This window comes from Cohnella rhizosphaerae (genome assembly GCF_029525575.1).
Lineage (GTDB): Bacteria > Bacillota > Bacilli > Paenibacillales > Paenibacillaceae > Cohnella > Cohnella rhizosphaerae.
Window position 1 is genome coordinate 589585 of the sequence record NZ_JAPDIA010000009.1, and the last position, 12946, is coordinate 602530.

12 protein-coding genes are annotated in these 12946 nt (G+C 59.8%); 11 read left to right on the forward strand and 1 reads right to left on the reverse strand.

Annotated features, from left to right (window positions below):
* Nucleotides 1-6: 6 nt before the first annotated feature.
* The 11 genes from msrA (at nt 7) to OMP40_RS36975 (ending at nt 11514) form a co-directional block, all read left to right on the forward strand.
* Entirely contained in the window at nt 7-972 is a 966-nt protein-coding gene (gene msrA / locus OMP40_RS36925) for a peptide-methionine (S)-S-oxide reductase MsrA (RefSeq protein WP_277539024.1), read from the forward strand.
* A 157-nt stretch (nt 973-1129) separates the two neighbouring features.
* Nucleotides 1130-1831, forward strand: coding sequence for a response regulator transcription factor (locus OMP40_RS36930; protein WP_277539027.1), 702 nt, complete (start codon nt 1130-1132; stop codon nt 1829-1831).
* Nucleotides 1821-2903: a sensor histidine kinase gene (locus OMP40_RS36935; protein WP_277539030.1), complete on the forward strand. Its 1083-nt coding sequence runs from the start codon at nt 1821-1823 to the stop codon at nt 2901-2903. The genes OMP40_RS36930 and OMP40_RS36935 overlap by 11 nt, the downstream gene beginning before the upstream one ends.
* Nucleotides 2904-3617: 714 nt before the next feature.
* A complete protein-coding gene (locus tag OMP40_RS36940; RefSeq protein ID WP_277539032.1) occupies nt 3618-4697 on the forward strand; it encodes a Gfo/Idh/MocA family protein in 1080 nt (359 codons plus the stop codon).
* 1 nt (nt 4698) lies between these two features.
* A complete protein-coding gene (locus OMP40_RS36945; protein ID WP_277539034.1) occupies nt 4699-5445 on the forward strand; it encodes an SGNH/GDSL hydrolase family protein in 747 nt (248 codons plus the stop codon).
* Nucleotides 5369-5812, forward strand: a complete 444-nt coding sequence (locus tag OMP40_RS36950; RefSeq protein ID WP_277539037.1) for an SGNH/GDSL hydrolase family protein — start codon at nt 5369-5371, stop codon at nt 5810-5812. Before OMP40_RS36945 ends, OMP40_RS36950 begins: the two co-directional genes overlap by 77 nt.
* 28 nt (nt 5813-5840) lie before the next feature.
* A complete protein-coding gene (locus OMP40_RS36955; protein WP_277539039.1) occupies nt 5841-6179 on the forward strand; it encodes a hypothetical protein in 339 nt (112 codons plus the stop codon).
* Nucleotides 6155-7513: a hypothetical protein gene (locus OMP40_RS36960; protein ID WP_277539042.1), complete on the forward strand. Its 1359-nt coding sequence runs from the start codon at nt 6155-6157 to the stop codon at nt 7511-7513. The genes OMP40_RS36955 and OMP40_RS36960 overlap by 25 nt, the downstream gene beginning before the upstream one ends.
* Before the next feature lie 805 nt (nt 7514-8318).
* Nucleotides 8319-9083: a sugar phosphate isomerase/epimerase family protein gene (locus OMP40_RS36965; RefSeq protein ID WP_277539044.1), complete on the forward strand. Its 765-nt coding sequence runs from the start codon at nt 8319-8321 to the stop codon at nt 9081-9083.
* An 87-nt stretch (nt 9084-9170) separates the two neighbouring features.
* Entirely contained in the window at nt 9171-10310 is a 1140-nt protein-coding gene (locus tag OMP40_RS36970; RefSeq protein WP_277539046.1) for a hypothetical protein, read from the forward strand.
* Between the two features lie 952 nt (nt 10311-11262).
* Entirely contained in the window at nt 11263-11514 is a 252-nt protein-coding gene (locus OMP40_RS36975) for a helix-turn-helix domain-containing protein (protein ID WP_277539733.1), read from the forward strand.
* Between the two features lie 10 nt (nt 11515-11524).
* On the opposite strand, the gene OMP40_RS36980 is transcribed toward OMP40_RS36975, so the two are convergent.
* On the reverse strand, nt 11525-12328 hold the full coding sequence (locus OMP40_RS36980; RefSeq protein WP_277539048.1) for an AraC family transcriptional regulator: 804 nt from the start codon (nt 12326-12328) through the stop codon (nt 11525-11527).
* Between the last annotated feature and the right edge of the window lie 618 nt (nt 12329-12946).

Here is a 12946-nt window from a genome sequence, read left to right on the forward strand (position 1 = left end):
ATCGATATGAGCGAGAATTTGAAAAAAGCGACGTTTGCCGGAGGCTGCTTCTGGTGCATGGTGACGCCGTTCGACGAGCTGCCGGGCATTCACGGGATCGTATCCGGCTATACGGGCGGTCATGTGCCGAATCCGACGTACGAGCAGGTGTGCTCGGAGACGACGGGCCATCAGGAGGCGGTGCAGATCACGTACGATCCGGACGTGTTCCCGTACCGCAAGCTGCTCGGCATCTACTGGCAGTCGGTCGATCCGACGGACGGCGGCGGGCAGTTCTTCGACCGGGGCGAGTCGTACCGGCCGGTCATCTTCTACCACGACGAGGAGCAGCGGCAGGCGGCGGAGGAGACGAAGGCGGAGCTGGACGCCAGCGGACGCTTCGACAAGCCGATCGCGGTGACGATCGAGCCCGCCTCCGAATTTTACCCGGCCGAGGACTATCACCAGGACTATCATAAGAAAAATCCGCTTCGGTACAAAATGTACCGCAAGGGCTCCGGCCGCGACGCCTATATCAAGCGGCACTGGAACACGGACAAGGACAAGGAAGCGCTGCGCTCGCGCCTCACCCCGCTGCAGTTCGAGGTGACGCAGAACAACGCGACGGAGCATCCGTTCCGCAACGAGTTCTGGGACAATCACCGCGAAGGGCTGTACGTGGACATCGTGTCCGGCGCCCCGCTGTTCAGCTCGAAGGACAAGTTCGACTCGGGCTGCGGCTGGCCGAGCTTTGCCAAGCCGCTCGACTCGGGCGGCGTCCGCGAGGAAGAGGATCTCACGCACGGCATGATCCGCACCGAGGTGCGCAGCCGCGAGGCCGATTCGCATCTCGGCCACGTGTTCAACGACGGTCCGCGCGAGCTCGGCGGCTTGCGCTACTGCATCAATTCCGCCGCGCTGCGCTTCATTCCCGTCGAGGATCTGGAGCAGGAGGGCTACGGGCGGTATAAGAGCCTGTTCGGCCAAGCGTAACCCGCCGCCCGACTACCATAGGACCGTTAAGCAGTTCTCGGCTGCCTGAACGGTCCTTTTGTTTAGGAAAACTTTATAAATCCTTCAGCTTTATCCGAAGCTTGAACGGAGATGCTTTTTTATACTGAGAGATAAACGGACAGAGGGGGAAAACCGGATGAACGCCGCGCAGATCCTGATCGCGGACGACGACCGCGAGATCGCGGACCTGATCGCCATCTATTTGCTGAACGAGGGCTATGGTGTCTTGAAGGCGGCGGACGGTCGCGAGGCCTTGTCGATGATCCGTTCGGAGTCGGTCCAGCTCGTCATTCTCGACGTGATGATGCCCGAGATGGACGGACTCGAGGTATGCCGCGCGGTGCGGGCCGACGATGCGGTGCCGATCCTGATGCTCAGCGCCAAGGCCGAGGATATGGACAAGATCATGGGGCTGATGACCGGCGCGGACGACTACATGGTGAAGCCGTTCAACCCGCTGGAGCTCGTCGCCCGGGTCAAGTCGCTGCTGCGCCGCTCGTACGGACTGAACGCCAGGCTGAAGCCGGGCCGCGAGGAGGACGAGATTCAAATCCAGTCGCTGCGGATCAACAAGAAGACGCACACCGTCATGGCGGAGGACAAGCATATCAACCTGACGTCGACGGAGTTCGATATTCTGTTTTTGCTCGCCGGCCATCCCGGACAGGTGTTCAGCGCCGAAGCGATATTCGAAGCGGTCTGGAAGGACAAGTTCCTGGAATCCAACAACACCGTCATGGTGCACATCAGCAACCTGCGGGACAAGCTGGAGCACGCGCTGGACGGCGCCAAGCCGATCCAGACGGTATGGGGAGTAGGTTATAAAATTGAACCCTAACCCGCTGTTCGGCCTGCGCTTCAAGCTGCTGATGCTGGTCGCGCTCAGTCTCGGGTTCGCGGGCTGTACGGCGGCGCTGCTGTATGTCCTTGCCGTCCAATTCGATATTTCGATCCTGAATGCGCTGACATGGTGGTTTTACGAACGCTTTGGCAGGTCGATCACGCTCGCGTTCGCGATTCTTGCGTTGTTTATCGTCTATTTGTTCGTCTTCAGCCATGGCACCATCCGTTATCTGCTGCGGATCACGCAGGGGGTCGGCGAGATCGCCGAGGGACGCTTCGACAGCCGCATCCCCGTCCGGACGGGAGACGAGCTTGGCGTGCTGGCGGATCGCATCAACGGCATGAGCGAGCGGCTGAAGCGCTCCATCGACGAGGAACGGCGGGCGGAGCGGGCCAAGACGGAGCTCGTCACGAACGTTTCTCACGACCTGCGCACGCCGCTCACCTCGATCGTCGGCTATTTGGGCCTGATCGAGCAGGACCGCTACCGCGACGAAGTGGAGCTGCGCTACTATACCGGCATCGCCTACGACAAGGCGCTGCGGCTGCAGGGACTGATCAATGACCTGTTCGAATATACCCGCACGAGCGGCGGGCTGCATCTGCGGCTCTCTCCGCTTAACCTGGTCGAGATGCTGGGGCAGCTGGCCGTGCAGTTCAGGCTTCAGTTCGAGCAGGCGGGGATCGAAGGCGTCCCGATTTTCGCGGAGAAGGAGCTGGCCGTGGCGGCGGACGGCGACAAGCTGGTGCGGGTGTTTGAAAACTTGATCGACAATGCCATCCGATATGGAAAGGACGGCGGCAGGGTGGATATTCGGGCGCGGCGGGAAGGAACTGAGGCGGTGGCCGAAATCGTGAATTACGGCGAACCGCTGCCGGCCTCGGCGATCCCGCTGCTGTTCGACCGCTTCTACCGGGTGGAGCAATCCCGTGCGCGGCATAGCGGCGGTTCGGGCCTCGGTCTGGCCATCGCAAAAAACATCGTCGAGCTGCACGGCGGCGCGATCTCCGCGTCCAGCGGAGCGGGCGGCACGGCGTTTCAGGTGCGGTTGCCGTTGACCAAGTAGGGGCGCAAGCCTCGTTCCTCATAAGCGCGCCGGGTCGACGCCGATCCGGCGCGCTTGGCTTACATTCATATCACTAGAGCAACGGGCGATAATGGTTAAAAAGCAATTAATTTGCCTGATTATCTTTGACTGTTGAAAATAACTGTTAAAAAGCAGTTAATGGTTCCGCTTTATCTTGAAAACGTCGGGATCTTGGAAATTAATTGCCTTTTAACACTTATTTTCCTGGCAACGGCTTGAATCCGTGAAATACATGCGTTTTGACACTTATTTGCCTGAGTGCAGTTGCCCCAATCCCCCATCCGCCACAGTAGCACGGTTTTTCCGGGTAACTCGCCGCTCCACAGCCCCATCCGTCCAAGCAGCACGGTTTCTCCGGCTAACTCGCCACCCCACAGCCCCATCTGTCCAAGTAGCACGGTTTCTCCGGCTAACTCGCCGCCACGCGGCTATGAGCAGCTTGAATCATAGACAGCAACCCGCTGCGAGCCATTTGATTTTCAGGCAATTCCTCTCTTTTCTTTCCGTCGTGCACCAAATCGCATGAATTGACGCAAATTGAAGTGTACAGAGCCCGGAGCGGGACGCTAGATTTAGGTTGCGGCAGCGGCGCAAGCTGCATCGCGCCGGCGGAGAACCGCGGGACGCGAGATCGAGACAATATCAGGATACAGAGCGTTAGCGCGCAGCATTCGTTCCGAAGGAGATTGCGAGATGAAGAAACTAAAGGTCGGCATGATCGGATTGGGCGAGATCGCCCAAATCATTCATTTGCCGATATTGCAGTCGATGCCCGATCGCTTCGAGCTCGTCGCCCTTTGCGACGTCTCTCCGGGCTTACTTGCCTTGATGGGGGAAAAGCACCGGGTTGAACATTTGTACGCCAGCGCTACGGAGATGCTGGACCGCGTCGACATGGACGCCGTGTTCGTGCTGAATAACATGGAATACCACACCGAATGCGCGGTGGCCGCGCTGAAAAAGAACGTTCACGTATTCGTGGAAAAGCCGATGTGCATAAGCGACGCGGAAGCCGAACAAATCATCCTTGCGCGCGACGCGTCGCAGGCTCAGGTCATGGTCGGCTATATGCGCAGATTCGCGCCGGCGTACATGCGCGCGCTCGAGGAAGTGAAGGCGCTGGGACCGATCAATTACGCGCGAGTGCGCGACATGATCGGCCCGAATGCTTTTTTCACCGGGCAGTCGGGCATTCATGTGCACCGATTCGGCGATTTGCCGGCCGAGGCCGTCCAGGATCGCAAGGACAGAAACGCAAGGCTGATGAAGGAAGCCATCGGCGAAGCCTCCGCCGAAGCGTATGCCGCGTACGGTCTGCTGCTGGGCTTGAACAGCCACGACTTCTCGGCGATGCGGGAGATGCTCGGCATGCCCCTGCGCGTGAAGGCGGCCTCCTCCCGGCAGGGCGGCCGATTCAAGAACGCCATTCTGGAATACGACGGCTTCGATGTCATGTTCGAGACCGGCGTGGACCAGCAGGGACGGTTCGACGCCCATATCGAAGTGTACGGCGAGCGCCGGTCGGTTCTCGTTCAGTACGATACGCCGTATTTGCGGCAATTGCCGACGACGCTGCGCATTCGGGATACGATCGGGGATTCGCTGGCGGAGACGGTCGTCCGTCCGACGTACAAGGACGCGTATACGTGCGAACTTGAATATTTCTACGAGGTCGTCGCGAACGGCCTGACGCCGAAAACGACGCCGGAGGACTACCGGCAAGACTTAAAGGTGGTCAAAATGATCATGGAAGCGATCGGCAATGAGGTTTGAGATGAGCGAAAAGAAACCGCGCGACGACAGGCAAGCGGACGCGAATATGAGAGTGGGCGACCAAGCGTTGCCGGAGCTGAGCTGGCTGCCCGTGCCGGGCTCGCCGTTTCGCGTGACCGGACTTCCGTGGCTGGCGCAGGACGGCGTCTTCCGGAGGCTGCCGCTCCGGCCGAGCCACCCGATTCGACCGGAAGTGGACCGGCTGGCCAATTTTACGACAGGGGTGCAGGTCCGGTTCAGGACGGATTCACCAAGGCTGTACGTGCGGGTGAAGCTGGCGGACAAGTACAGCATGTACCAGCTGGCGGCCACGGGCCAATGCGGGATCGATTGTTATATCGGCGGGCTCGGCGATCAAAAGTACATCAATACGACGCGATTCGACTTTACCCAAACCGAGTATGTCTCCGTCCTGTTCGAGACGCTTCCGCGCGGACTGCGGGACATCACGCTGAATCTGCCTTTGTATCAAGGCATGGAGGCGCTATGGGTCGGCGTCGAACCGGCATCGAACATCGCCGAGTTCCCGGGCTTTCCTACCGACAAGAAGGTGCTGCTCTACGGCACCTCCATCACCCACGGCGCCTGCGCGACCCGTCCCGGCATGGCCTATCCCAATATTTTAAGCCGGATGTTCCCGCTCGAATTCGTCAATCTCGGATTTTCCGGCAATGCGCAGGGGGGAGCCCGAGCTTGCCCATCTGATCGGTCAGATCGACAATCCGGCCCTGCTTATTCTGGATTATGAAGCCAATACGCCGAGCACGGAGCATCTGAAGGAAACGCTGCCTGCGTTCATCGGCATCTACCGCAGCCGCCATCCCGACGTGCCGATTCTGGTCCTGTCGCAGATTCGCATGGCACGGGAGGCTTTCGACGTTGACGCGGCGGCCCGCCGCGCCGAGCGCGGACGGCTCCAGCGGGAGGAGGTCGAGCGGCAGCGGCTGGCGGGCGACGATCGCGTTCACTTCTTCGACGGTACGGCGCTGCTCGGCGAGGCGGACCAGGATTGCACGACGGACGGCATCCACCCTTCGGATCTGGGCTACGACCGCATCGCGGGCCGGCTTCGGCCCGTGCTGGCCGAACTGCTGCGTCCCATCGTTGAAGCATAAGTAGAAGCATAAAGGAAGGGCTGATCGAATGAGCCGGTCCGAGACGGACAAGAAACTCCGGCGGGTGACGCTGGAGATGAGTTTAAAGCCATTTACAAGCATGGCGCTGCCGGCGATCGAAGCGGTCTGCGAAGAAGCGATCCGGCAGTGGCTGCCCTTGATCGGCATGGCCGAAGGCTGCTCGATGCTGTTGTGGGTGGCGGACGGCAGCGAGATACTGGACTGGGACGGCAACGGGGAGCGCAACATCGAGTGGGGGGCGCTATATCGGCTTTGCGAACGAGGATCGGTTCGGACATATCGTGCCGAACGATCCCCGGATCGCCAAGCTGTACAGGCCCGATGCCTGCGAGATTACATACGATAACCTGCGGACGATCGTCGCGGCGTTCAAGCGGATCGCCCGCGACCGGTTCGGCATCGCGATGGAAGTCGGCGCCACCTTCGACGCTGGACCCGAGTTCGCCTACTCCGACTTCAAATATCAACGGCACCCTGAGATCAATCGCGCGAAGCTGGGGGGGGCGGGAGGTCGCGCTGAAGGCCGATTATACGGTCGTCTGCACATGGTCGGAGCTTCATGCGGACACGGTCGCCTATGCGGCTTACCCGGACGGCATTCCCGAGGGCACCCCGTTCGGGGAATTTCTCGGCCGCCAGTGCGCCAGCTTCCTCCCGGCGCTCGGCTTCGATTACATTTGGTTTTCGAACGGCTTCGGCTTCTCCTATTTTCCCTGGACGTACCTGGGCGCGAATTACGACGGCACGTCGATGCCGACGGCGGACTACCGGGAAGTCGCGGACCGGACCCTCTCGTTCTGGGAGCATTTCAAGCGGGAATGTCCCGGTTACCGCACGGAGGTGCGCGGGACGAACTTCGGGACGGGCATGGATCTGGCCAAGGACTTCATTCCGCTGGAGGAGATGTACCGCAGAAAATATATCGAGCTGCCGCCTCCGAATTCGCCTTGGGGCGCGCTGAACTTCGACTTCGGGCTGGAAGTGGCCTCCTATATGTCGCGCATCGCGGTCCTGCCGGGAGAAACGTATCCGTACCGCTTCTACCCGAACGACCCCTGGTTCTGGCAAAATCCCTGGTGGGATCTGTACGACCGGGAGCCGCACGATATTTATTGCCCGCTGTCGGTCGCCCGCGTGAATGCCGACGGCGAGCTTGAGAATCCGGGCATTATCGAGCTGCTGACGATCGATACGGAGAAGGGCGAGCTGAACGCGGATTGTCCCGCGGAGGTGATTCCCCACTTGCGGCGAGCGATCCGGGATTTTCCCGACCAGCCCGGCCTGCTCACTTGGCTGTATCCGTTCAGCGAGTATCACGCTTCCGTGGAACGGTCGGCCGAAGCGGCCAAAGCCGTCTTTTTCGAGGAATGGTTCGTGCGCAACGCGGTGAACGAGGGGCTGCCGCTTAACACGGTGCTGAGCACGGACGCGTTCGAAGCGATGACCGGCGAGGCGCGCGGCAGGCTGCGGGATACGATCTTATGGACGCCGGCCTCCTGGCTGACGGGGGGAGCGCGCCGAGCGATTGGCCGCTTACGTCCGGGAGGGCGGCCGCGCGATCGTCTACGGCAGCGTTCTCGACGCGGAGCTGCAGCGGCTGCTGAACATTCGTCAGGACGAGGGCATAGCGGGCGAGATCGCGCTTTCCAGCGGTCTGCCGCAGGATGTTATAACCGATGAGGCGACGATCTCGTCCGTATTCAGGCACGATCCGCTGCTCGGCGGCGGCGCGATCGGCGAGGCGCTAGGCGACGCGGACGATTCGGGCACGAAGGTATGCGCGACGGGCAGACAGGGCGATCGGGTGCGCGTCCTGGCGCTGACGCGCGAACGGCCGGAATGGAAGGGCGGGAAGATCGGCTGGATCCGCGGCTCCTTGCCCTTCGAATCCGGCGGCGTGTCCCATCTGCCGAATCGCCAGCCCGAGCGATTCAAGGATATCTCGGCGCTGTCCCGCCAGCTGCTCGCCGAGTTCGGCTACGAGCTCCTGCAGTCCAAGGCGGCGGAGTCGGACAAGCCGGCGCTGTTGTTCGTCACGCGCCGCGATAACGGCTTTTTCTTCACGGGCTGCCGTCAGGACACGTCCGTCACCCTTCGGCTGCGCTTTCCCGAAGGCGTGCCCGCGATGATCGGCCAGACGACGCGGACGGGAGAAGGCGCCGCAGCCTATCGGCCGAACCGCACCTTTCACGACGAATGCCGCGTCTTCGTCAATCAGCACGAGACGACGTCCGTCTCTTGCCGGGAGCTTGCGCCGGGTCCGACGCCGAACAAGAGCTCGGAGCGGATGCTGTTCGTCGCCGGTCTGCGGGACGCGGAGGTGACGGTATTCCCGCCGCTGGCGAGCCTGCGCGCGGGCCGCGTAGAAGTGCGAGGCGAGACTGCGTTTCTGGACTTGGCGGACTGCATCCGCCACGACCGGCTCGTGCTGAACAAGATAAGCGGCGCGATCGAGATTACTTGGTAGAATAAAGGAGGAGTCCGCTTGAAGCGCAAATTTGCCGTGCAGCTGTACACGCTGCGCAAGGAATGCGAGCAAGATTTTCCCGCGACGCTCCGCGCGCTCGGCCGTATGGGCTGGGCCGGCGTCGAGACGGCCGGATTGCACGGCCGCGAGGCCGAGGAGATCGCGGAGGTGCTCCGCGAAGCGGGGCTGAAGACGGCGGGCATGCATATCTCCGTCGAGCGTCTGCGCGCCGAGCCGGAGCGCGTCAAGGCGGAGGCGAGGCAGCTCGGCACGAACCGGTTGATCTGCCCGTCCGTGCCGCATGAATGGCGCAACGAGCAGGGCTACATCCGGCTGCGCGAGGAATTGAACGCGGCGGCGTCCGAGCTGCGGGACGAGGGGTTCACGGTCGCCTTTCACAACCATGCCTTCGAATTCGAGACGCGCGTCGGCGAACGCGATGCGCTGTCGTACTTGCTCGATCCGTCCCCGGACAATGCCGTATTGGCGGAGATTGATGTATACTGGGTGAGCAAAGCCGGAAAAGACCCGGCAGCTTTCATCGCGCCGTATCGCGGCCGCATGCCGACGATGCATCTGAAGGACATGACCGGCGACGAACGCAGAACGTATGCCGAGATCGGCAGGGGCATCATCGATTTCGAACCGCTGCTCCTCTGGGGAGAGCAAAGCGGCGTGGAATGGTACGTCGTGGAGCAGGATATTTGCGAAGGCGAGGCCATGGACAGCGTAAAGATCAGCCTGGACAACCTGCACGCGCTGGCGGACAGGCTTGGCCGCTAGACCGTCATTTCAAAAAAGCGAGAGGCCGGCGAATGCCGGTCCTCTTCGGCATTGACAGGCATAAAGCCGAACAAAGGAGACGCCAGCATGAAGCGATTCGGGGCCAAAGCCTATTATATAAAAATGCTCTTATGGATCGGCGTCGCGATTCTGCTCATCGTCGTCGTGCTGTCCGCCGTCGTCTACTTCAATGCCCGGAAGCTGCTCGTCAAAAACGAGTACGCCTCCAACCAGAAAATATTGTATCAGGTCAAATACAATATGGCGTTCATGGACCAGTCGATCGCCAGCCTTTGTCAATCGCTTTATTTGAACAGCGACGTAGCCGCGGTCATGTACGCCAGGCAGGAAAACATGGTCGAGGTCGCCAACCGGCTGAACAAAGTGACCAGCGCCGTCACGTCGGCCAATCCGTATATCCATTCTCTTACCATCTATAACCGGAATCTGGACCAGACGTACAACGCAGGCAGACCTCTGTTTTTCGAAGACAAGCTGCTGAGCGCGCTGTACGATTCGGACCGGTTGCTGCCCCAGATGAAGCCGATCTTCCGCAACATCGAGAAGCTGGTGAACGGGAAGACCGAGCCCGAGTACGTGTTTTCCTACGTGATGTACGAGACCTCGGCGGACGATCTGAAGCCCGACGGCGTCATCATCGTGAATGTCCGATCCAAATGGCTGCTCGACAATATCAATCAGATCAATATGATCGACGAGCGCAAAGGCGACAGCATCTTTATCATGGATCAAGCCGGCGAATACCTGGATGACGGCACGGGCGACCGGGAAATCATGCAGCGGCTTAAAGGCGACTTGGCGGCTTACCGAGCCGCTCACCCCGAAGCCGATGAGGAAGGCTTTTTTTCAACGCAAGTACGGCGGCAAGCCGTATTTAATCACGTATACGAACGTCGACGACGCTGGGATGACGCTGCTCAAAACGCAGCCGGTCCTCGAAGTATACCGATCGATCGACAGGCTGCGGACCAGCATTCTGCTCATTACCTTGATCGCCCTGCTGCTGGCGCTCGGCGTCTCGATCCTCATCTCCCGGACGATCTACCGGCCGATCGGCAATTTGGTGAACGTCGTGAGGCAAAACAGGCCGGGCAGATCGGTCGAGACCGAAGCCGAAGGCGTCGACGAGATTTCATACTTGAATACGGTCTATCAAAAATCGATGGAAGAGCTGCATATCTTTTACCAGGAAAAAGACCGGTATAAAGACGTCATTAAGCATTACTGGCTCAGCCGGCTGCTTGCGGAGCGCTTCTCCATCCCGGCGGCCGAGCTGGCGCCTCTGTTCGAGGAGACGAGAATCGCCCTGCCGCTGTCGGGCGCGTACGCGGTCTGCCTGCTCAAGATCGATAACTACAAGGAATTCCAGCAGCGCTTCTCCGCCAAGGACAAGGAAACGATCCGGTTCGCCCTCATCAACATCGCCTCCGAGATCGTGGCCGTCAAGTATGCGAACGAAGGCATCGACATGAAGGAAGATCATGTGCTGCTGATCGTCGGCGTGCCCGAGACGGACGCCGGCTGGCTCGACGGGCTCGCGGCGTATCTGGCGGAGGCGCAGGACCATTTTTCCCGCTTTTTCAAAGTGACCTTCACCGCTTCGATCAGCGCCAAGACGGAGACGCTCGGCGGCTTGCACGCGTTGTATACGCAAGCGATGGACCAGTCGATGTACCGTCTCCAGCTGGGCCACGGCTCCGTCATCACGCAGGAGCGGCTGCGGGGGCGCGCGGACAACAAAAAGACGACCTATTCCAAGGAATTGGAAACGTGGCTTGTGGAGACGATCAAGTCGGGGAACGTGTCCGCGATGAAAGACGTGCTGGCGAGCCTGTTCGAGGAGATAGCGGCGCTGAACTATCACAATGCGCTGATCTCGATTCTCCGTCTCGCGGACGCGGCGATCGAGGCGCTGGAGAAGGCGAAGGTGACGCCGGCGCCCTCGCTTCAGAAGGTTTCGATCGGCAGGCATGTCCTGGAGAAGGAGACGATGGCCGAGATCGAGCGCATCGTCTGGGGCGGCCTGCGGGATTCGTTCAACAAGGAGACGGCCGAGGATCCCGATGCGCTCAACTACTTTGTCGTGGACGCGGTGACGGAGTACGTCCATCGCAACTATCAGGATCCCGGCCTGAGCTTGTCTTCGATCGCCTCGATGATGAAAATTTCGACGCGGAGCTTGAGCAAGATCTATAAAGACGCGACGCAGCTGTCGATCGCGGATCTGATCAACGGCGTCCGGCTGACCAAGGCGGCGGAGCTCCTCATCCAGGAGGATCTGAGCGTTTACGAGGTCGTGCAGAAGGTCGGCATTACGAACGAAACGTATTTTTTCAGTCTGTTCAAGAAGAAGTACAAGATGACGCCGAAGGAATACGCGCTCCAGCGAAAAGCGAACCAAATCAACTAAGCGTTACGCTTCATCGACAGTTACCGACCGTCGCCGACCGGTTCACCTTGTGCCGCACGTATGCGGAAGGCAGGGTGCCGGTTATTTTTTTAAACACCTTATTGAAGTAGGATTGCTCGCAAAAGCCGAGGTAATCGGAGATCTCTCCGATGTTCATCTGCGAAGTCAGAAGCAAGTCGCAGGCGGCCGCGATCCGAATCTGCTGCATGTAGTCCGTCAGCGTGCGCCCCGTCGATTGGCGGTACAGCGCGCTGATATAGTTGGGCGTCTTGCCGACGTGCGCGGCGAGCTCGCCTACCGTGATCGTCCTGCGGTAGTGGAGCAAGATGTACGCCTCCAGCCGATAGACGAGACCCGATGCCGCGCCTTGCGAAGCGGCCGATTCGGACGTCTCCGCGAACAGCGCGAGCAGCTCCAGCAGCGCGGCATGGCAGAGCGCCGGCCGGAAGGGGGACTGCCGGAGCCAATACTGGACAAGCGCGGCGAAGCGGTTCCGCACATAGTCGTAGTTGTGGATCTTGACGACGCGCGCCTGCGGCGCCGTCCATAGCGGCAGCCCTTCCGCCTCCCCGGCATGCTGAAAATGCGCGACGTACATCTCGTGCGGCGCCTCGGACGAATGGGACGCGCGGCGTTCGAGACCCTTCGGCATGAACAGCATGTCCCCCCGGCTCAACGCGAAGCTTCCCTGCTCCGTGTCGAATACGACATTCCCCTCCGTCACGAGCACGGCAATATGGTTGTTCGTCCGCGATCTGGGCACGAGCCACCCCGGCTCGCAATGCTCGTAATAAATCGCCACCGGTTCGATCATCGACCGCTTTCCCCCTTTATATCGAATACATCACGCTTCCCCGCTCTCGAAACATGCTCCTAGCGCTCGCTGCCTTGCAAAAAAAGTGCTCATCTAAGGCTGATATGGCGAACTCTTGCGATCTATCGCGCAAAAGTGCAAGGTAGTTCGTTTACCTTTTTGGACCGGTTCGCGAGGCTGTAGAGTAACTTTTTGCCCTTACAGCAACTTTTGGACCGGTTCGCGAGGCTGTAGAGTAACTTTTTGCCCTTACAGCAACTTTTGGACCGGTCCGCGAGGCTGTAGAGTAACTTTTTGCCTTTACAGCACCTTTTGGACCGTGTCGCGAGACTGTAGAGTAACTTTTTGCCTTTAGAGCACCTTTTGGACCGTGCCGCGAGGCTGTAGAGTAACTTTTTGCCTTTACAGCAACTTTTGGACCGGCCCGCGACGCTGAAGAGCGTGTTTGAGGTAAAGATCCTGCAATTTAATCGATTGATGATTTTCGACATGCTGTACTAGTATAACAGGCGCCGTAATATTATTCTAATCGAATGTGAACGTCTGAATCCGCTTTTATAACTTTTGATTAGATGGAATGTCGGGATGTTTTCGTTTCTCCAGATTACTTTTTTTATT